Source organism: Thauera aminoaromatica (genome assembly GCF_000021765.1).
Taxonomy (GTDB): Bacteria; Pseudomonadota; Gammaproteobacteria; order Burkholderiales; family Rhodocyclaceae; genus Thauera; species Thauera aminoaromatica.
In genome coordinates, this window is the sequence record NC_011662.2 from 1,695,026 (window position 1) to 1,714,036 (window position 19,011).

General features: G+C 69.5%; 18 protein-coding genes. 11 read left to right on the forward strand and 7 right to left on the reverse strand.

All coding sequences use genetic code 11. From position 1 onward, the window contains the following. Positions 1-102: 102 nt before the first annotated feature. From TMZ1T_RS07470 to TMZ1T_RS07505, 8 genes are all read left to right on the forward strand, one after another. Positions 103-1,251 (forward strand): ABC transporter substrate-binding protein, encoded by a 1,149-nt coding sequence (locus TMZ1T_RS07470; RefSeq protein WP_004313989.1) that lies wholly within the window; start codon positions 103-105, stop codon positions 1,249-1,251. 114 nt (positions 1,252-1,365) lie between these two features. Then, positions 1,366-2,403, forward strand: coding sequence for a branched-chain amino acid ABC transporter permease (locus TMZ1T_RS07475; protein ID WP_012585060.1), 1,038 nt, complete (start codon positions 1,366-1,368; stop codon positions 2,401-2,403). Then, positions 2,400-4,193: a branched-chain amino acid ABC transporter ATP-binding protein/permease gene (locus TMZ1T_RS07480; RefSeq protein ID WP_012585061.1), complete on the forward strand. Its 1,794-nt coding sequence runs from the start codon at positions 2,400-2,402 to the stop codon at positions 4,191-4,193. The genes TMZ1T_RS07475 and TMZ1T_RS07480 overlap by 4 nt, the downstream gene beginning before the upstream one ends. Positions 4,194-4,207: 14 nt before the next feature. Further along, the gene (locus TMZ1T_RS07485; protein WP_040829257.1) at positions 4,208-5,002 is read left to right on the forward strand and encodes an ABC transporter ATP-binding protein; all 795 of its coding nucleotides are present in this window, start codon (positions 4,208-4,210) and stop codon (positions 5,000-5,002) included. A gap of 39 nt (positions 5,003-5,041) precedes the next feature. Continuing rightward, positions 5,042-5,641 carry a hemerythrin domain-containing protein gene (locus TMZ1T_RS07490; protein ID WP_004313984.1) on the forward strand — a complete coding sequence of 200 codons (600 nt, stop codon included), beginning with the start codon at positions 5,042-5,044 and terminating at the stop codon, positions 5,639-5,641. 171 nt (positions 5,642-5,812) lie between these two features. Next, complete coding sequence (argA, locus tag TMZ1T_RS07495) at positions 5,813-7,129, forward strand: amino-acid N-acetyltransferase (protein ID WP_004313983.1); 1,317 nt, start codon at positions 5,813-5,815, stop codon at positions 7,127-7,129. Further along, complete coding sequence (locus TMZ1T_RS07500) at positions 7,126-8,544, forward strand: diguanylate cyclase (RefSeq protein ID WP_004313982.1); 1,419 nt, start codon at positions 7,126-7,128, stop codon at positions 8,542-8,544. The genes argA and TMZ1T_RS07500 overlap by 4 nt, the downstream gene beginning before the upstream one ends. Positions 8,545-8,547: 3 nt before the next feature. Continuing rightward, on the forward strand, positions 8,548-8,820 hold the full coding sequence (locus tag TMZ1T_RS07505; protein WP_004313981.1) for an oxidative damage protection protein: 273 nt from the start codon (positions 8,548-8,550) through the stop codon (positions 8,818-8,820). A 60-nt stretch (positions 8,821-8,880) separates the two neighbouring features. Here the strand turns inward: TMZ1T_RS07505 and phoU are convergent, their stop codons facing one another. The 6 genes from phoU to TMZ1T_RS07535 all read right to left on the reverse strand — a co-directional run bounded on the left by phoU (position 8,881) and on the right by TMZ1T_RS07535 (position 15,700). Beyond that, on the reverse strand, positions 8,881-9,573 hold the full coding sequence (gene phoU / locus TMZ1T_RS07510) for a phosphate signaling complex protein PhoU (RefSeq protein ID WP_004313978.1): 693 nt from the start codon (positions 9,571-9,573) through the stop codon (positions 8,881-8,883). Between the two features lie 89 nt (positions 9,574-9,662). Continuing rightward, positions 9,663-10,325: a ribose-5-phosphate isomerase RpiA gene (gene rpiA, locus TMZ1T_RS07515; protein ID WP_004313976.1), complete on the reverse strand. Its 663-nt coding sequence runs from the start codon at positions 10,323-10,325 to the stop codon at positions 9,663-9,665. 56 nt (positions 10,326-10,381) lie between these two features. Then, complete coding sequence (gene moeA / locus TMZ1T_RS07520; RefSeq protein WP_012585062.1) at positions 10,382-11,629, reverse strand: molybdopterin molybdotransferase MoeA; 1,248 nt, start codon at positions 11,627-11,629, stop codon at positions 10,382-10,384. 49 nt (positions 11,630-11,678) lie between these two features. Next, a complete protein-coding gene (ccsB, locus tag TMZ1T_RS07525) occupies positions 11,679-12,863 on the reverse strand; it encodes a c-type cytochrome biogenesis protein CcsB (RefSeq protein ID WP_012585063.1) in 1,185 nt (394 codons plus the stop codon). Next, on the reverse strand, positions 12,860-14,944 hold the full coding sequence (locus TMZ1T_RS07530; RefSeq protein ID WP_012585064.1) for a cytochrome c biogenesis protein ResB: 2,085 nt from the start codon (positions 14,942-14,944) through the stop codon (positions 12,860-12,862). The genes ccsB and TMZ1T_RS07530 overlap by 4 nt, the downstream gene beginning before the upstream one ends. 126 nt (positions 14,945-15,070) lie before the next feature. Continuing rightward, entirely contained in the window at positions 15,071-15,700 is a 630-nt protein-coding gene (locus TMZ1T_RS07535) for a c-type cytochrome (protein ID WP_012585065.1), read from the reverse strand. A 123-nt stretch (positions 15,701-15,823) separates the two neighbouring features. Between TMZ1T_RS07535 and yihA the strand changes: the two genes are divergently transcribed. From yihA to TMZ1T_RS07550, 3 genes are all read left to right on the forward strand, one after another. After that, on the forward strand, positions 15,824-16,483 hold the full coding sequence (gene yihA, locus TMZ1T_RS07540) for a ribosome biogenesis GTP-binding protein YihA/YsxC (RefSeq protein WP_012585066.1): 660 nt from the start codon (positions 15,824-15,826) through the stop codon (positions 16,481-16,483). Positions 16,484-16,769: 286 nt separating this feature from the next. Continuing rightward, a complete protein-coding gene (hemB, locus tag TMZ1T_RS07545; RefSeq protein WP_004326638.1) occupies positions 16,770-17,786 on the forward strand; it encodes a porphobilinogen synthase in 1,017 nt (338 codons plus the stop codon). Continuing rightward, positions 17,786-18,283 (forward strand): GNAT family N-acetyltransferase, encoded by a 498-nt coding sequence (locus TMZ1T_RS07550; RefSeq protein WP_012585067.1) that lies wholly within the window; start codon positions 17,786-17,788, stop codon positions 18,281-18,283. Before hemB ends, TMZ1T_RS07550 begins: the two co-directional genes overlap by 1 nt. A gap of 69 nt (positions 18,284-18,352) precedes the next feature. On the opposite strand, the gene TMZ1T_RS07555 is transcribed toward TMZ1T_RS07550, so the two are convergent. Next, positions 18,353-19,003 carry a pyrimidine 5'-nucleotidase gene (locus TMZ1T_RS07555; protein ID WP_012585068.1) on the reverse strand — a complete coding sequence of 217 codons (651 nt, stop codon included), beginning with the start codon at positions 19,001-19,003 and terminating at the stop codon, positions 18,353-18,355. Positions 19,004-19,011 lie beyond the last annotated feature (8 nt).

The following is a 19,011-nucleotide window of genomic DNA, read 5'->3' on the forward strand; positions in this document are numbered from 1 at the left end:
AATAACTAGAACGCGTTCTGCAATGCAGAACTTGCGCGCCCCGAGCGCTGCGCCCCCGGCGCGCCGGCCCCCTCGCACCGCACAACCACTGGAGGAGACACCATGAAGTTGCGTAACACCCTGCTGGCCGCCCTCGGCCTCGCCTTCGCCGCCACTGCCGCCCATGCCGAGATCAAGGTCGGTGTCGTGCTCTCGGCCACCGGCCCCGCCGCTTCGCTGGGTATCCCGGAAAAGAACACGATCGCGCTGCTGCCGGCCACCATCGGCGGCGAAAAGGTGAGCTACATCGTGCTCGACGACGCCTCCGACACCACCACGGCGGTCAAGAACGCCCGCAAGCTGACCGTCGAGGACGGCGTCGATGTGATCATCGGCTCCACCACCAGCCCCGCTTCGCTGGCCATGGTCGACGTCGCCGCCGAGACGAAGACGCCGATGATCTCGATGGCCGCGTCGGCGCGCATCGTCGCGCCGATGGACGACAAGAAGCGCTGGGTCTTCAAGACCCCCCAGAACGACCAGCAGATGGCGTCGGCGATCGTCGAGCACATGGTCGCCAACAAGGTGAAGAAGGTGTCCTTCATCGGCTTCGCCAACGCCTACGGCGAGGGCTGGTACGAGCAGTTCAAGAAGCTGGCCGAAGCCAAGGGCATCGAGATCGCCGCCAGCGAGCGCTTCAACCCGGCCGACACCTCGGTGACCGGCCAGGCGCTCAAGCTGATGTCGGTGAAGCCGGACGCGGTGTTCATCGCCGGCTCGGGCACGCCCTCGGCGCTGCCGCAGAAGACGCTGCGCGAGCGCGGCTACAAGGGGCCGATCTACCAGACCCACGGCGTGGCCAACAACGACTTCCTGCGCATCTGCGGCAAGGACTGCGAAGGCACGCTGCTGCCGGTCGGCCCGGTGCAGATGGCGCGCAGCCTGCCCGACAGCCACCCCGTCAAGGCGAGCGCGCTGGCCTACGTGGAGAAGTACGAGGCCGCCAACGGCGCGGGCTCGGTGTCGAGCTTCGGGGCCTACGCGTGGGACGCCGGGGTGTTGCTGCAGGCGGCCGTCCCTGCCGCGCTCAAGGCGGCCAAGCCGGGCTCGGCGGAGTTCCGCACGGCGCTGCGCGATGCGCTCGAGGGCGTGAAGGAAGTCGCCGGCGCCACCGGCATCTACACGATGAGCCCCGACGATCACCTCGGCCTGGACGACCGCTCGCGCGTGATGATCGAGATCCGCAACGGCACCTGGTCGCTGCTGAAGTAAGCATCCCCCTCCGCGGCGGGGCGCATGGCGTCCCGCCGCGCGTCCGTCGGGGGTTCCCGACACATCGAATCAATCACGGCGGTCCGCGAGGCACCGCCGAGACGAGGCATTTCCATGGATATGTCAATTGCATTGATCCTGTCGCAGGACGGGATCACCAACGGCGCGATCTACGCGCTGCTGGCGCTGGCGCTGGTGCTGGTGTTCGCGGTCACGCGGGTGATCTTCATCCAGCAGGGCGAGTTCGTGGCCTACGGGGCGCTGACGCTGGCGATGATGCAGTCGGGCGTGTTGCCGGCCACGGTGTGGATGCTGGTGGCGATGGGAGCGCTGGTCACGGTGCTCGACGGCGGGCTCGCGCTCAAGGCGGGGCAGGGCCGGCGTGCCGCGAGCGTGGCGGGCTGGAACCTGGGCTATCCGCTGGCGCTCGCCGCGGTGGTCGGCGGGCTGGCGGTCAAGGAGCTGCCGCTGGCGGTGCAGGTGCTGCTGACGCTGGCGATCGTGGTGCCGATGGGGCCGATGATGTACCGCCTGATGTACCAGCCGATCGCATCGGCGCCGGTGCTGGTGCTCCTGATCGTCTCGGTGGCGCTGCATATCGCGATGGTGGGCCTGGGACTGCTGTTCTTCGGAGCGGAAGGCCAGCGCACCCCGGCGTTCAGCGAGTTCAGCCTCGAGCTCGGCCCGCTGATGGTCTCCGCGCAGACGCTGTGGGTGGTGGTGGTGTCGGTGCTGCTGATCGTGGCGCTGTACCAGTTCTTCGAACGCACGCTCTACGGCAAGGCCTTGCGCGCCACCGCGATCAACCGCGTCGGCGCCCAGCTCATGGGGATCTCGCCCACGCTCGCCGGCAAGCTGACGTTCTTCCTCGCCGCCTTCATCGGTGCGCTCTCGGGCGTGCTGATCGCCCCGATCACCACGATCTACTACGACACCGGCTTCCTGATCGGCCTCAAGGGGTTCGTCGCCGCCATCATCGGCGGCCTGGCGAGTTATCCGCTGGCCGCCGTGGGTGCGCTCGCCGTGGGGCTGCTCGAAGCCTTCGCGTCGTTCTGGGCCAGCGCCTACAAGGAAGTCATCGTGTTCACCCTGATCATTCCCGTGCTGCTGTGGCGCTCGCTGCGTAGCCACCACGTGGAGGAAGAAGAATGAGAACCGACCGTCTGGTCCTGGGGGCCTTTCTCGCCCTGCTGCTGCTGGTGCCGGCGATCCTGTCGCCGTATTACGTGACGCTGCTGAACTACATCGGCCTGTATGCGATGGTCGCGCTCGGCCTGGTGCTGCTTACCGGGGTGGGCGGACTGACCAGCTTCGGCCAGGCCGCCTTCGTGGGCCTGGGCGCCTACACCACCGCGGCGCTCACCACCGCGACCGACCTGCCGGGATGGCTCGCCTGGGCGGGGACTTCGCCCTGGCTCACCCTGGCGGTCGGGCTGCTGCTGACCGCCCTGGTCGCGGTGCTGATCGGCTCGCTCACCCTGAAGCTCTCGGGGCACTTCCTGCCCCTGGGCACGATCGCGTGGGGCATCAGCCTGTACTTCCTCTTCGGCACCATGGAGAGCCTGGGCGGCCACACCGGCATCAGCGGCATTCCGGCCATCGGGCTGCTGGGCTGGACGCTGGACGAGGGCGGCGAGATCTATTACCTGATCTGGGCCTTCCTGCTCGTCGCCATGCTCACCACCCACAACCTGCTCGACTCGCGCGAGGGGCGTGCGATCCGCGCCCTCAAGGGCGGCCGCGTGATGGCAGAGGCGATGGGCGTGGACACCTCGCGCTCGCGCATGGTGATCTTCGTGATCGCGGCGCTGCTGGCGTGCGCCTCGGGCTGGCTGTATGCGCACATGCAGCGCTTCGTGAACCCGACCCCGTTCGGCGTGCATATCGGCATCGAGTACCTCTTCATGGCGGTGGTCGGCGGCGCCGGCTACGTTTGGGGAGCGATCGTGGGCGCGGGCGTCATCACCGTGCTCAAGCAGTGGCTGCAGAACTGGCTGCCCAGCCTGCTCGGCGCCACCGGCAACTTCGAGACCATCGTGTTCGGCCTGCTGATGGTGCTGGTGTTGCACCGCGCCCGCGAGGGCCTGTGGCCGATCCTCAAGAAACTGGTGCCGGTGCGTGCGCTCCGCAAGACCATCGACCCCGACGCCGAACCGCTGCCGCGGCGCACCCTGCCGAAGGCGGGCGAACTGATCCTCGAGGCCAAGGACGTCACGCGCCGGTTCGGCGGCCTGATCGCCAACAACAACATGAGCCTGGAGGTGCGCGCAGGCGAGATCCTCGCGCTCATCGGCCCCAACGGCGCGGGCAAGAGCACGATGTTCAACCAGATCTCGGGCGTCGACACCCCGACCTCGGGCGAGGTGCGCTTCCTCGGCAAGCCGGTGGCCGGCCACGACTCGCGCGAGATCGCCCGCATGGGCATGAGCCGTACCTTCCAGCACGTGAAGCTGCTGCCGACGATGAGCGTGCTCGAGAACGTGGCGATCGGCGCCCACCTCAGGAGCGACAAGGGCGTGTTGAGCTCGGCCTGGCGCCTGGACCGCGCGGAAGAGGCCCGCATCCTCAAGGAAGCCGCCCGTCAGATCGAGCGCGTGGGCCTGGCCGAGTACATGTACGAGGAGGCCGGCAGCCTCGCCCTGGGCCAGCAGCGCATCCTGGAGATCGCGCGTGCGCTGTGCGCCGACCCCTGCCTGCTGCTGCTCGACGAGCCCGCGGCCGGCCTGCGCTTCAGGGAGAAGGAGGCGCTCGGCGAGTTGCTCCGGAAGCTGCGCGCGGAGGGCATGGCGACCCTGATCGTGGAGCACGACATGGACTTCGTGATGAGCCTGGTCGATCGCGTGGTGGTGATGGAGTTCGGCCAGAAGATCGCCGAGGGCCTGCCCGACGAGATCCAGCAGAACCCGGCGGTGCTCGAGGCCTATCTGGGCGGTGTGGAATGAGCGGGGAGAACGCGATGAATAAGCAGACGCAAGGCAGCGCCGCATCCTCTAACGCGGACGCGAAGAACCCGGTGCTCGAGGTCAAGGACCTGTGCGTGTCCTACGGCAAGGTCGAGGCGCTCACCGATGCCAGCCTCACCGTCGGCGAGGGCCAGATCGTCACCGTGATCGGCCCCAACGGCGCGGGCAAGACGACGATGCTGTCGGCGATCATGGGCGTGCTCGGCTCGCGCGGCCAGGTCGCCTTCGACGGCAGCGTGGAAGGCGTGCCCGAGGTCGAACGCATGGTCGCGCGCGGCATGACCCTGGTGCCCGAGAAGCGCGAGCTCTTCGGCGAGATGAGCGTCGAGGACAACCTGGTGCTGGGCGCCTTCCAGCGCTATCGCATGGGCAAGCGCGATCACGCGCAGACGCTCGAGGAGGTCTATGCGCTCTTCCCGCGCCTCAAGGAGCGCCGCAGCCAGGCCGCAGGCACCATGTCGGGCGGCGAGCGCCAGATGCTTGCGGTGGGCCGCGCGCTGATGGCCAAGCCCAAGCTGCTGATGCTCGACGAGCCCAGCCTGGGGCTGGCGCCGCTGATCGTGCGCGAGATCTTCCGCATCATCAGCGAGCTGCGCCGGCGCGGGGTGTCGATCCTGCTCGTCGAGCAGAACGCGCGCGCCGCGCTGCAGGTGGCCGACTACGCCTACGTGCTCGAGACGGGCCAGATCGCCATGCAGGGCCCGGCGCACGAGCTCGCGGACGATCCGCGCGTGATCGAGGCCTACCTCGGGCTCGGCGGCAAGCACCAGGCGATGCTGTCGACCTGAGCCACCCGCCCTCAGCTCCCCACGGAAAAGGACAAGACCATGGACGCGATGCGCATCCTGATGGACGAACACCAGTCGCTGGCGGCGATCATCCACGCCATCCGGCACATGATCGGCGAGATCGATGCCGGCCGCCTGCGCCCGGATCACAAGCTGCTCGAGGCGATGGTGCATTACCTCGACGCCTACCCCGAGAAGCGCCACCACCCCAAGGAAGATGCCTTCCTGTTCGGGCCGCTGCGTGCCCGCACGCACGACGCGGACGCCGCGCTCGACCGGCTCGAGGCCGAACACGCCCAGGCCGACGCCCGCATCGCGGTGCTCGAGGCCGCGGTCAAGGGCTACGCGCAGGACCCCGTCGGCGGCTTCGAGGCCTTCAAGACCGCCTTCAACGACTACGCCGCGTTCTATCGCAACCACATGATGACCGAGGAGCGCGAGGTGCTGCCGCAGATCCGCAAGCACTTCACCGCAGAGGACTGGGCGCGCGCCAACGCCGGCTTCATCGCCGACGATCCCCTCGGCGGCACGCGCGCCAGTGCCCGGGCGGGCGAGGAGGACTTCGCGCAGATCTTCTCCAGGCTCGTCGCCGCCGCGCCGGCGCCGATCGGCTTGGGGGCGGGACCGTACAAGGGCTGAACGCGCGCGCCCGCGTTCCACGCCGGTGCCCGGCCGGGCTAGAATCCGTCGTCGATTCCAGTCCGCCGGGTCGCCCCATGTGTGTCCGGCCCCAACAGCGGTGAATGCGTGAGCGCCGAAAACAGCAGTTCCAGTCCCGAAACCTCCTCTCCTTCCCCGGCCGTTCCACGCGTGGATGACGCCACGGCCCAGTTCGTGGCCTGGGTGCGCGGCGCGGCGCCCTACATCCACGCCTTCCGCGGCCGCACCTTCGTCGTCGGCTTCGGCGGCGAGGTCGCCGCCGGCAAGCGCGCACAAAGCCTTGCCTACGACTGCAACCTGCTCGCCGCGCTCGGCATCCGCCTGGTGCTGGTGCATGGCGCGCGACCGCAGATCGATGCCGAGCTCGCCCGCCGCGGGCTCGAGCCGCGTTTCCACCACGGCCTGCGCGTGACCGACGCCGATGCGCTCGAATGCGTCAAGTCGGCGATGGCGGTGACCCGCTTCGAGGTCGAGGCGCTGCTCTCGCAGGGCCTGCCCAACACCCCGATGGCGGGCAGCTACATCCGCGTCACCGGGGGCAACTTCATCACCGCGCGGCCGGTGGGCGTTGTCGATGGCGTCGATTACCAATACACCGGCGCGGTGCGCAAGATCATCGCCGAGGAGATCAACGCCGACCTCGACCAGCAGAACGTGGTGCTGATCACCCCGCTCGGCGTCTCGCCCGCGGGCGAGATCTTCAATCTCGCGATGGAGGAGGTGGCCGAGGCGGTGGCGGTGGCGCTCAAGGCCGAGAAGCTGATCTACCTGTGCGATGCGCCCGGCCTGCTCGGCGAGGATGGCCAGCTCGTCGAGTCGGTCACCGCCGACGAGGCGCAGGGCAAGCTCGAGACGGGCGAGGGGCTCACCGAAGACCTGCACCTGTTCCTGCCGTGCGCGATCCGTGCGGTGAAGAAGGGGGTGGCGCGCTGCCACCTGATCGATCACGACCTCGACGGCGGCCTGCTGCTCGAGTTCTTCACGCATGCGGGCGTCGGCACGGTGGTGTCGCGCGACCCGCTGTTCCGCCTGCGCGAGGCCACGGTCGAGGACGTTGCCGCTCTCGTCGCGCTGATCTCGCCGATGGAGGCCGACGGCACCCTGGTGCGGCGCGGGCGCGAGCTGCTGGAGCAGGAGATCGAGCGCTTCACCGTCGTCGAGCACGACGGCGTGCTGGTGGGCTGCGCGGCGCTGTATCCGTTCAGCGAGGACAACGCCGCCGAGCTCGCCTGCCTGGCGGTGACGCCGGAGTATCGCCGCGCCGGTCTCGGCGACCAGCTCCTCAAGCGCATCGAGCGGCGCGCGCGCGTGCAGCGGCTCGAGCGCCTGTTCGTGCTCACGACCCGCACCGCGCACTGGTTCCGCGAGCGCGGCTTCAGCGAGATCGGCCCCGAGGCCCTGCCGCGGCAGAAGCGCGAACTCTACAACTTCCAGCGTCGCTCGAAGGTGTTCGTCAAGCCGCTATGAGCGCCTGCCCGGCACCCGGCAAGGCGGAGGACGCCGAACTGCTCGCCGAGATCGCGCTCGGCGTGCGCAGCGTCGAGGCGATCTTCCTGCCCGGGCTCGCGCTGCGCTGGATCAGCCCCTCGATCGAGGCGCTTACCGGCTTCACGGCGGCGGATTGCGTCGCGGCGGCCGACCCCTTCGAACTCCTGGTGTTCGAGGACGATCGCGTGTTCTGCCGGCGGATGGCGCAGCGGGTCGCTGCGGAGGAATCCGCCCAGGCCTTCGAGCTGCGCCTGCGCGCACGGGATGGGCGGGCGGTTTGGGTGCAGACGCACTGGCGGCCGCGCGCCGACGGCGGCCTGCGCCTGTCGGCCGAGCACATCCAGGCGCGCAAGGAGACCGAATTCACCCTGCTTGAGACGGTGGCCGAGCTGCGCCGCCAGGAGGCGCTGCGCGAGCTCTACCTCGTGCGCAGCAACGACGAGCGCCAGCGCCTGGCTGCGCTGCTGAACCTGATCCGGCTCGGCATCCTGTTCATCGACCACGACCGCCGCGTGCTCTACCACAACCGTGCGATGCTGGCGATCTGGGGCTATCCCCCCGACACCGTGCTCGTCGGCTGCCGCGACGCGGTGCTCAAGGAGCGTGCGCCGGTCGTGCTCGCCGATCCGGCGGGCTATCTCGCCCACATCCATCGCACCGTGCGGGCCAAGCAGTCGATCAGCGAAGAGTACGAGTTCCGGTTCGCCGACGGGCGCATCGCCACCGACCGTTCGGCGGTGGTCGCGGGCGGGGAAGCCGGGCGGCGCATCGGCCGGCTGTGGATCTACGAGGACGTGACCGTGGCGCGGCGCACCTCGATGCAGCTCGTCGAGCTCGCCGAACGCGACGAACTCACCGGTCTCTACAATCGCCGTCGCTTCCATGAAGAACTCGGTCGCATGCTCGCGGACGCCGGGCGTCGCGGCAGCCGGCTCGGCCTCCTCGCCTTCGATCTGGACGGTTTCAAGCCGATCAACGACTCCTTCGGCCACCAGGCCGGCGACGAGGTGCTCGTTCGCCTCGCGCGGGAACTCGGGCGCACCGTGCGCCGCAACGAGACCTTGTTCCGCATCGGCGGCGACGAGTTCGCCCTGCTCGTGCCCGAGGGCAGCACGGAGGGCCTGTGCGAACTCGCCCACCGCCTGGTGGAGACGGTGGGCGCGATGCGCTTCGTCTTCGAGGGCCGCGCGGCGCGCGTCACCGCCAGCGTGGGCATCGCGCGCTTTCCCGACAACGCGCGCGAGGGCGAGGCCCTGGTCGCCGCCGCCGACGAGGCGCTCTATCGCGCCAAGTCGGAGGGGCGCAATCGCGCCGCGGTGTCCGGGAGGCGGGCCGACGAATCGGCTAGAATGCCGTCCTCGAACCCCGATGAACCCGCAAGCAGAGAGGATTGAACAATGGCTCGCATGGTGAACTGCGTGAAACTCGGTCGCGAGGCCGAAGGCCTGGACCTGCCACCGGTGCCCGGCGCGCTCGGCAAGCGCATCTTCGAGAACGTCTCGAAGGAAGCCTGGCAGCAGTGGGTCAAGTACCAGACCATGCTGATCAACGAGAACCGCCTGAACCTGATGGACGCGCGCGCGCGCAAGTACCTCGCCGAGCAGATGGAGAAGCACTTCTTCGAAGGTGGCGCCGACCAGGTGGCCGGCTACGTCCCGCCGCAGGCGTAAGCCCGGATCGCCGATGTAAAAAAGGGGAGCCGCAAGCTCCCCTTTTTCATGCCTGACGCCTCAGCCCCTGCCGAGCTGCGCCTGCGACTTCTCGAAGCGCACGTCCTCGCCGCGCGCCACGAACACCACGTGCTCGGCGATGTTCATCGCGTGGTCGCCGACGCGCTCGATCGCCTTGGCGATGAAGAGCATCTCGAGGCAGCTCGAGATCGTGCGCGGGTCTTCCATCATGTAGGTGATGAGCTGGCGCATCACGCCCTTGAAGCCGGCGTCGATCTCCGCGTCCTTGCGGCGCAGGTCCTCGATGCCTTCCGGATTCACCCGCGCGAAGGCGTCAAGCGAGGCGCGCAGCAGTTCGAGCGCGAGCTCCACCGCCTGGGTGAGGCCCACGCGCGGCACGAAGGGGGTTTCGGCGCTGTGCAGGCGGCGCGCCGCCTTGGCGATCTTCTTCGCCTCGTCGCCGATGCGCTCGAGGTCGGAGGCGATCTTGATCACCGCCAGCACCAGGCGCAGGTCGCCGGCGGCCGGCTGGCGCTTGGCGATGATGTGGCTGCAGTCGTCGTCGAGCTCGACCTGCGCGAGGTTGATCGGCTTGTCGCCTTCGATCACGGTGTCGAGCAGGTCGAGCTGGCCGCTGCGCAGGCCCTCGATCGCCTTGACGACCTGCGCCTCCGCCAGGCCGCCCATGTTGAGGACGCCACGGCGGATTTCTTCGAGTTCGATGTCGTACTGTCTGAGAGTGTGTTCTGTCATGTTCGCCACGATCCAGTCCGGGAAGCGCGCAGGCTAACAGGCGATTGTTAAGGTTTTGTTGCCTGCAACACGGCTGCCATGCAGGTCGCTCACCGTGCGTCCAGCCGTTGCACGCCGCCGGGGGCGGCGAGCAGCAGCACGTCGGCGCCGCGCACGGCGAAGAGCCCGTTGGTGACCACACCGACGATCTGGTTGATCCGCATCTCGATGGTGACGGGGTCGGTGATCGACAGCCCATGCACGTCGAGGATCAGGTTGCCGTTGTCGGTGACGAAGCCCTCGCGCAGCCTGGGCTCGCCGCCGAGCGCGCGCAGCTCGCGGGCGACGTGGCTGCGGGCCATCGGGATCACCTCGATCGGCAGCGGGAAGCGGCCGAGCACCTCGACCTTCTTGCTCGCGTCGCAGATGCACACGAAGCGCTCGGACACTGCGGCGACGATCTTCTCGCGGGTCAGTGCGCCGCCGCCGCCCTTGATCATCGCGAAGCCGCCGTCGATCTCGTCGGCGCCGTCTACATACACCGGCAGCGACTCGATGCCGTCGAGGTCGAACACCTCGATGCCGTGCGCGCGCAGGCGTTGCGTGCTCGCTTCGGAGCTGGAGACCGCGCCGCGGATGCGATCGCGCATGCCGGCGAGCGCATCGATGAAGTGGTTGACGGTGGAGCCGGTGCCGACGCCGACGATGCTGCCTTCGACCACGTGGTCGAGAGCGGCGTAGGCGGCGGCTTTCTTGAGTTCGTCCTGGGTCATGTGCGCGAGGAAGGGATGAGGTGGGAAGGGGAAAGGGGGAGGGGGAAGCCGGCCGCTCAGACGATGCCGTGGAAGGGTTGCACGAGGACGGTGTCGCCTTCTCTCACGGCGGTGCAGTCGGCCGGCAGCACGACGAAGCAGTCGGCCTCGGACATGGAGCTCAGCACGCCGGAGCCCTGGGCGCCGGCGGGCGCCACGGCAAGCGCCTCGCCGCTGCGCTGCAGGCGGCCGCGCAGGTACTCGACGCGACCCGGCTGCTTGCGCATCGAGAAGGCGGCGCGCACGGGGAAGCGCTCGGGCGCGGGCAGCGGTGCGACGCCCATGAGCTGGAGCAGCGCGTCCTGCACGAACTGGTAGAAGGTGACCATCACCGCCACCGGGTTGCCGGGCAGCCCGAACAGCACCGCATCGCCGATGCGGCCGAAGGCCATCGGCCGCCCGGGCTTGATCGCGAGCTTCCAGAACGCCACCTCCCCCATGCGGTTCATCATCTCGCGGATGAAGTCGGCCTCGCCGACCGACACGCCGCCGCTGGTGATGATCACGTCGGCGGCCTGGGCGGCCTCGCGGAAGGCCTCCTCGAGCGCCTCCGGGCGGTCCGGCACGACGCCGAGGTCGAGGAGCTCGCAGCCCAGGCGGGTGAGCACGCCGTGCAGGGTGTAGCGGTTGCTGTCGTAGACCTCGCCGGGGCCGAGCGGGCGGCCGATCGAGGCGATCTCGTCGCCGGTGGACATCACCGCCACGCGCAGGCGGCGGCGCACGCACACCTCGGCGATGCCGAGCGAGGCGATCAGGCCGAGTTCGGCGGGACCGCAGCGCTTGCCCGCGGGGATCGCGACCCCGCCCTCGGCGAGGTCCTCGCCGGCGCGGCGCAGGTTCTGGCCCTTCTTCTGCCCGATGGGGATGAACACGCGCTCGTGCTCGCGACGGGCGACTTCCTGCACGACGATGGTGTCGGCGCCCTGAGGGATGGTGGCGCCGGTCATGATGCGCACGGCCTGGCCGGCGCTGACCATGCCCGAGAAGGGTCGGCCTGCGAAGGCGGTGCCGACCACCGCGAGCGCGCTCTCGCCATCGGCCGAGAGGTCGGCGGCGCGCACCGCGTAGCCGTCCATCGCGGAGTTGTCGTGCGCGGGCACGTTGCACGGCGCGATCACGTCCTCGGCGAGCACGCGGCCGAGCGCGGCGCGTACCGCGACGCGCTCGCGCCCGGCGATCGGGGTGAGCGCGCCGAGGATCGCGGCGCGCGCGGCATCGACGGCGAGGAAGCTGCGGTCGTCGCCGCCTGCGGGATTGGGATTCATGCTTCGGGTCCGTCCTCGATGGGCGACCGCGCTGCGAGCCCCGGCGCGCTCACAGCGCACCGTAGGAGTGCAGGCCGGTCAGGAACATGTTGACGCCGATGAAGGCGAAGGTGGTGACGAGCAGGCCCACCACCGCCCACCATGCCAGCACCGCGCCGCGCAGGCCCTTGGTCAGGCGCATGTGCAGCCAGGTCGCGTAGTTGAGCCACACGATCAGCGCCCAGGTCTCCTTCGGGTCCCACTGCCAGTAGGTGCCCCAGGCCTCGGCCGCCCACAGCGCGCCGAGGATGGTGGCGATGGTGAAGAAGGCGAAGCCGATCGCGATCGCCTTGTACATCACGTCCTCGAGCACGCGCAAGGGCGGCAGGCGGGAGGCGAGGATGCCGCGCTCGGCGAGCAGGTAGGCGGTGCCGACCATGGCCGAGACCGCGAAGGCGCCGTAGCCGATGAAGTTGGTCGGCACGTGCACCTTCATCCAGTAGGACTGCAGCGCCGGGATCAGCGGCTGGATCTCGTGCGCTTCGCGGGTGAAGGTGTACCAGAGCAGGAAGGCCACCGCGGCCGAGATCACGATCATCACGAAGGCGCCCATGCGCCGCGTGGCGTAGCGACCCTCGTAGTAGAGGTAGAGCAGCGCCGTCATCAGCGCGAACAGCACGAAGACCTCGTACAGGTTGCTGATCGGGATGTGGCCGATCTCGGGGCCGAGCAGGTAGGACTCGTACCAGCGCACGAAGAGGCCGGTGGTGCCCATGACCGCGGCGATCCAGGTCAGCGCCGAGCCGGTGCGCTCGGCGAAGTCGCTGCGTGCGAGCAGGCCCAGCCAGTACGCGCCCGTGGCGATGAAGATCAGCGCGCTCATCCACATGATCGCGGTCTGGCTGGAGATCAGGTACTTGAGCAGGAAGGTCTGCTCGGCGCGCGCGAGATCGCCTTGGTAGAGCGCGATGCTCGCCAGCGCAAGCAGCGCCACCGCGGCGAGGAAGGCGCGGAAGGGCTTCCACTGCCAGCCGATCACGGCGAGCACCGGCACTTGCAGCACCAGGATGAGATCGTCGTATACGTCCATCACCGGGTGGTAGCGGACGAGCGCGAAGGCCGCGCCCAGCATCAGCGCGAGCGCGTACAGCCAGTCGAAGGCGCCGAGCCGGCGCAGCAGCGGCGTGTGCGGCCGGAGCGCGGCGGGGGCCGGACCGGCCGGGGTGGCGGGGGAGGGGCGGGCGATTTCCATCATGCACTTTCTCGGGGTTCGGATGCGGGCACGGGGGCGCCGAGCATGGCGGCGAGGCCTTCGACGTGTTGGCGGAAGGCCTCGTCGACGTCGAGCGCCCTGCGATTGGAAGACATCGCGACCAGCGCCTCGTTCGGCTTCACCAGCACGAACAGGCGACGTTCGCGGATGTAGAGCATCGCGAACACGCCCAGCACCAACAGCAGCGCGCCCAGATAGACGAGCGGCATGCCCGGCGAGCGCGTCGCCTGCAGCACGGTGGCGTGACGCTCTTCGAAGCCGTCGAGCTGAAGCCAGGCAGGCGCGCCGTAGAACTGGCTGTCGGAGATCGCCGCGATGGTGTCGTTGACGAAGGTGGCGCGCGCCGGGTCGAGCTGCAGCGGCGGTTCGCCACCGGCCTCGCGGTGCAGCATCCATGCCTCCCAGGCGAGCCCCTGCAGGATGCGCACCAGCACGTCGGCGGCCGGGCCGCGTTCGGCCTCGGGCACGGACTTCTCGATGAAGCCGCCGAGTGTCTCGTAGCCCTTCTCGGCGAACAGCCCGAGGGTCTGCCGGGCCGACTGCACCAGGGCCTCGCGCATCGCGTCCTGGCCGCGACCGGCGGGGAAGCTGCGCGCGGCGAAGCGGGCGACCAGAGCGTCGCGCTGCGCGGGGTCGAGCAGGCGGTCGCGGATCGCGAACCAGGCATCCACTCCGCCGCGCTCGTCGAGGGGGATGCGCATGTAGCGGAAGGCGTCGGCCTGCGCGTCGCGCAGGCCGGTGTAGAGGAACCAGCGCCCGCCCTGCTCGATCGGCAGCATGTAGTTGTGGAACTCGCGCGCCTGGCCGGCGGGGTCGCGCAGCTTGAAGGTGAAGCTGGGGCCGATGTTGCGCAGGTCGCGCACCTCCGCGCCTTTGGCGCCGCTGCCGAGGTGGCGCTGCAGCTTGTCCATGCCGCGCGGCGCGGCCTCGCCTTCGTCGCCTTGCCCGCCCTCGTTGCCGCGCATGTCCTCGACGTTGAAGGCCCGGAAGTCGGTGAATTCCAGCGTATAGGAGAAGCCCGCGGCGCCGTCGGCGAACGCCAGGCTTTCGCCCACCACGCCCTCGATCTCGCGCAGCACCCCGGGACGGCCAGGCAGCAGGCTGCGCGCCTTGATCGCCAGCTTCGAGCCGCCATCCTCGAAGCTCGACTGGTAGAGGGTGATGCCGTCGACGGTGAGCGGGTGGTTGACCTCGATGGTGTGCCGCGTCGTCTGGCCGCTCGACCGGTCGGTGATGCGGATGTCGCTGGCGAAGCGCTTGGGCATGCCGTTCTGGTAGTGCTCGATGTGGAACTTGTCGAGCGTGACGTTGAAGGGCAGTTCCTGCAGCAGGATGCCGTCGGCCAGGCCGAGCACCGCGAAGCTGGTGCTGCGGCCCTCGGGGATGAAGACGTCGCCGCGGAAGCTCGGGTTGCCCGTGCCGAGACGGGCCGACGGTGGAATGTTTGCGATGACCTGGTCGCCCGCGGTGGTGTGCTTGTCGCCCAGCCACACCTGCAGGCGCAGCGGCAGGTTGCCGTCGAGCAGGCCGCCGATGCAGATCAGCACGATCGCGCCGTGGGCGAGGAAGTAGCCGATGCGTCCGGCGCTGCCCTGGCGGGCGGCGAGCAGGGTGCCTTCGCCGTTGTCGGCGACCCGGCTGGTGAAGCCGGCGTGCGCGAGGTAGGCCTGCGCGCGCTCCACCGCGTCGGCGGGGGGCTGCGCGGGCACGAGGCTGACGCGGTGGGCGAAGCTGCGCAGCGAGGCCTCGCGCGCGCGCTCGCGGAAGCTGCGCATCTCGCGCAGCATCGGCGCGGTCTGGCGCACGATGCACAGCGTGGTCGACAGCACCAGGAAGGCGAGGATGACGAGGAACCAGCCGGCGTTGTACACGGAGTACAGGCCGAGCTTCTCGAAGACGGGGAACCAGAACGGACCGAACTGGTTGAGATAGGCGTTGAAGGGTTCGTTCTGGCGAACGACCGTTCCCACTACCGACGCGATCGACAGGATCGTCAGCAGGGAGATGGCAAAACGCATCGAGCTGAAGAGCTCGAAGAGGGCGCGCGCGATGCCGCTATGCATCCGGACCTCGGAGAAAGACGGACGCCAGCGTCGCAGGGCGTGCGGCGCGGGCGCGCGATGCAGACGATCGCCCCCGCCCGCCCCCACGCGGCTCGGCGGTGGGGGCTGCGCAGGGCTGGCGCAGGGTCAGCGCAGGCCGGTCGCGTAGTCGGCGACGGCCTTGATCTCCGGATCGGTCATCTTGAGCGCGATGGTGCGCATCATGCCGTTCGGGTCGTTTGCGCGCACGCCGTCGCGGAAGGCCTTCATCTGCGCTTCGGTGTATTCGGCGAACTGGCCGGACAGGCGCGGATATTGCGCCGGCATGCCCGCTCCGGCGGGGCCGTGGCAGGCGGCACAGGCGGGGACGCCCTTGGCGGGGATGCCCGCGCGCCAGATCTTCTGGCCGAGGTCGATGGTGCCGAGGCTCTTGGCCGGCTCAGGCTTCTGCTCGAAGCTGGCGAAGTACTTGGCGAGGCCGCGCATGTCGGCTTCCTCGAGGCCGGCGACCATCGCGCCCATGATCGCGTTCTCACGCACCGGCGGATTGCCGTTCCAGCCCTTGAACTCGCGCAGCTGCTTGAAGAGGTAATCCTCGTGCTGGCCGGCAAGCTTGGGGTTGGCCGGGAGCTGGCTGTTGCCGTCGGCGCTGTGACAGGCCGCGCAGACCGTCTCGGCGGTCTGCTTGGCCTTTTCGAGGTCCGGGGCCTGGTCCTGGGCCTGAAGGCCGCCGGCGACCAGCAGAAGCGACGAGAGCAGCAGGGAACGCTTGATCATGATGTCCTCGGAAAGCCGTGAGTGATTGTTTCAAACGCGGTATTCTAATACACGAACGCCTGATTGCGCGATGCGATGAGGTCTGTTCGCCGCGCAAGGCGCGGTTTTCAGTGATCTTCCTCCATGCCTCTGTTCCGCAACGCAACATTCGAAATCTCGATCGCCAAGCCTTCGGGCCTGCCACCGCCCTCGGGCGCGGAGATCGCCTTCGCCGGGCGCTCCAACGCCGGCAAGTCGAGCGCGATCAACACCCTCGCCGGTCACGTGCGCTTGGCCTACGTGTCGAAGACGCCCGGGCGCACGCAGCTGATCAACTTCTTCCGTCTCAACAACGGCGCGCTGCTCGTCGATCTGCCCGGCTACGGCTACGCCGCGGTGCCCGAGAAGATCCGCCGCCAGTGGTCGGGGCTGATCGAGACCTACCTGCGTACCCGCGAGAGCCTGATCGGACTCGTGCTGATCATGGACAGCCGCCATCCGCTCACGCCTCTCGACCGCAACATGATCGATTGGTTCGCGCCCTCGGGCAGGCCGATGCACGTGCTGCTCACCAAGAGCGACAAGCTCTCGCGCGGCGCCGCCGCGGCGACCCTGCAGGAGGTGCGTCGCGCGCTCGAGCCGCTCGGGCCGCAGGTCACCGTGCAGCTGTTTTCCAGCCTGAAGAAGAGCGGGGTGGAGGAGGTCGAGCGCGTGATCGGCGGCTGGCTGGTGCCAGCCGGCACGGTGGGCGGCGACCTCGCCGACAGGCCTGCCGGCGCGGTCGATGCGCCGCCGGGCGCATAAACAAAAGCCCCCGACCAGGGGACGTAGTCGGGGGCGAAAATGCCTCACCAGGCGTGAGGCACCCGCTCAGGGAGGTGAAGCGGGAGATGGCCGGCCTGGGGGCACGGCGCCATCTGCCTGCTAAGATGAGCTCCTGACGTGAAAGTTCCGCAAGCCGCGCGCACGGCCCTGCCGGCGTGCGCGGTTGCGCTGGCCGTGCGTGAGGTGATCCGCGCGCGCCCTGCGGTCGGCGCCCGCCGCCGCACGTCCCCGCCGCACGTTCCACAACGACCTGCTAGAGACCGAGATGCGACCCACTGGAGCCTTTCCCGCGACCCGCATGCGCCGCATGCGCCGTGACGAATTTTCCCGCCGTCTGATGCGCGAGCACGTACTCACCGCCAACGACCTGATCTATCCGGTGTTCGTGCTCGACGGCACCGACCGCAGCGAGGCCGTGCCCTCGATGCCCGGTGTCGAGCGTGTGAGCATCGACCGGCTGTTGGGCGTGGCCGAGGAGGCGATGCGCCTGGGCGTGCCGGCGCTCGCGCTGTTCCCGGTGATCGACCGCGCCGGCAAGACCCCCGGCGCCGAGGAGGCCTGGAATCCGGAGGGCTTGGTGCCGCGCACCGTGCAGGCGCTCAAGGCGAACTTCCCCGACCTGGGCGTGATCACCGACGTGGCGCTCGATCCCTACACCAGCCACGGCCAGGACGGTCTCATCGACCCCGCCGACCCGCGCGGCTACGTGATGAACGACGAGACCCTGGAGGCGCTCGCCAAGCAGGCCCTGTGCCACGCCCAGGCCGGCGCCGATGTCGTGGCGCCTTCCGACATGATGGATGGCCGCATCGGCCGCATCCGCGCCGAGCTGGACGGCGCGGGCCACATCCACACCCGCATCCTGGCCTACTCTGCAAAGTACGCCTCGAGCTTCTACGGCCCCTTCCGCGACGCGGTGGGCTCGGCCGGCAACCTCGGCAAGGGCAACAAGCACACCTATCAGATGGACCCGGGCAACAGCGACGAGGCCCTCCGCGAGGTCGAGCTCGATATCGCCGAGGGTGCCGACATGTTCATGGTGAAGCCCGGCATGCCCTACCTCGACATCGTGCGCCGCGTGAAGCAGGAGCTGCAGGTGCCGACCTACGCCTACCAGGTCAGCGGCGAGTACGCCATGCTCAAGGCCGCCGCGGCCAACGGCTGGCTGGACGAGAGGGCGTGCGCGCTCGAGGCCCTGCTGTCCTTCAAGCGCGCCGGCGCCGACGGCATCCTGACCTATTTCGCGCTCGACGCGGCGCGCTGGCTTAAGGCCGGCGCCTGATGACGGCGCGGCCGGTCCTGCGGCCGTTGTGCGCGGCCGACCTGCCGGACGTGCTGGCGATCCAGCGCGCGGCCTACGGCGACGGCTACCAGGAGTCGGCCGCGGTGCTCGGGCGCAAGCTCGAACTCGCGCCGCAGGCGTGCTGGCTCGCGCAGGCGGACGGTGCGGCGGTGGGCTACGTGTTCGCCCATCCCTGGGACGATGCCGACGCGCCGCCCCTGCATGCGCCGCTGCGAGCCTTGCCGGCACGCGCCGGGCATGGCTTCGTTCATGACCTCGCGGTGGTGCCGGCGGCGCGCGGGCTGGGCGTGGCGGCAGCGCTGTTCGGTCGCGTGCGCGACTGGTCGGCCGCCGCGGGGCATCGCGGACTGCGCCTGGTGGCGCTCGCCGATGCGGTGCCGTTCTGGGCACGCCAAGGCTTCGCCGCGCTGCCGGCGGTGCTGCCGGCGGGCTATGGCGAGGACGCCTGCCTGATGGAGCGTGCGCTGCGCGACTGAGCCAGCGCGGACGTGCCGGCCAGCCTCGAGCGCCGTCGCGCGCGCTCCTGGCCGCACGCGTTCTTCTTCTCAGCGCACCTGCAGCCGCCCGAGCTGGCGGCGCAGCGCGAGGATGTTGGGGATGCGCAGGTCCACGTAGGCCGGCGTGCGCAGCCCGCCGCCCACCAGCACGGTACGCATGCCGAGGCGCTTGGCGGTGCGCAGGTTGACGGCCGAATCTTCCAGCATGATGCATTGCGCGGCGTTCAGGCGCCGGCGCTGGAGCAGGCCGCGGTAGGCGCGGATGCCGGGCTTGGGGTGGTAGTCGAGATCCTCGATGCCGACCACGTCCTCGAACAGGCGGCGCACGCCCATGATCTCCAGCACAGCCTCGGCGTAATGGCGCGGTGCGTTGGAGAACACGATGCGCCGCCCCGGCAGGGCGCGCAGCATGCCGCGCAGCGCGCGCTCGAACACCATCATCTCGTGCAGGCGGTCGAAGCGGTGGGTCTCGACGAGGAAGTGGTCGGGGTCGGTGCCGTGGTGGCGCATCAGGCCGAGCATGGTGGCTCCGTAGCGGTGCCAGTACTGCATGCGCAGCGCGTTGGCCTCGTCGAGGGCGAGCCCGAGGTGCTGCTCGAGGTAGCGCGTCATGCTGCGGTTGATGTGCGGGAAGATGTGCGGACTGGCGTTGTGCAGGGTGTTGTCGAGGTCGAACAGCCAGACGGGACGGGAGGACATCTTCTTCG

Coding starts and splice junctions, on each gene's coding strand:
- TMZ1T_RS07470 (WP_004313989.1), top strand. CDS start 103: ATGAAGTTGCGTAACACCCTGCTGGCCGCCCTCGGCCTCGCCTTCGCC.
- phoU (WP_004313978.1), bottom strand. CDS start 9,573: ATGACAGAACACACTCTCAGACAGTACGACATCGAACTCGAAGAAATC.
- rpiA (WP_004313976.1), bottom strand. CDS start 10,325: ATGACCCAGGACGAACTCAAGAAAGCCGCCGCCTACGCCGCTCTCGAC.
- ccsB (WP_012585063.1), bottom strand. CDS start 12,863: ATGATGGAAATCGCCCGCCCCTCCCCCGCCACCCCGGCCGGTCCGGCC.
- TMZ1T_RS07530 (WP_012585064.1), bottom strand. CDS start 14,944: ATGCATAGCGGCATCGCGCGCGCCCTCTTCGAGCTCTTCAGCTCGATG.
- TMZ1T_RS07535 (WP_012585065.1), bottom strand. CDS start 15,700: ATGATCAAGCGTTCCCTGCTGCTCTCGTCGCTTCTGCTGGTCGCCGGC.
- TMZ1T_RS07480 (WP_012585061.1), top strand. CDS start 2,400: ATGAGAACCGACCGTCTGGTCCTGGGGGCCTTTCTCGCCCTGCTGCTG.
- TMZ1T_RS07475 (WP_012585060.1), top strand. CDS start 1,366: ATGGATATGTCAATTGCATTGATCCTGTCGCAGGACGGGATCACCAAC.
- TMZ1T_RS07490 (WP_004313984.1), top strand. CDS start 5,042: ATGGACGCGATGCGCATCCTGATGGACGAACACCAGTCGCTGGCGGCG.
- yihA (WP_012585066.1), top strand. CDS start 15,824: ATGCCTCTGTTCCGCAACGCAACATTCGAAATCTCGATCGCCAAGCCT.
- moeA (WP_012585062.1), bottom strand. CDS start 11,629: ATGAATCCCAATCCCGCAGGCGGCGACGACCGCAGCTTCCTCGCCGTC.
- TMZ1T_RS07555 (WP_012585068.1), bottom strand. CDS start 19,003: ATGTCCTCCCGTCCCGTCTGGCTGTTCGACCTCGACAACACCCTGCAC.
- TMZ1T_RS07485 (WP_040829257.1), top strand. CDS start 4,208: ATGAATAAGCAGACGCAAGGCAGCGCCGCATCCTCTAACGCGGACGCG.
- TMZ1T_RS07500 (WP_004313982.1), top strand. CDS start 7,126: ATGAGCGCCTGCCCGGCACCCGGCAAGGCGGAGGACGCCGAACTGCTC.
- hemB (WP_004326638.1), top strand. CDS start 16,770: ATGCGACCCACTGGAGCCTTTCCCGCGACCCGCATGCGCCGCATGCGC.
- TMZ1T_RS07550 (WP_012585067.1), top strand. CDS start 17,786: ATGACGGCGCGGCCGGTCCTGCGGCCGTTGTGCGCGGCCGACCTGCCG.
- TMZ1T_RS07505 (WP_004313981.1), top strand. CDS start 8,548: ATGGCTCGCATGGTGAACTGCGTGAAACTCGGTCGCGAGGCCGAAGGC.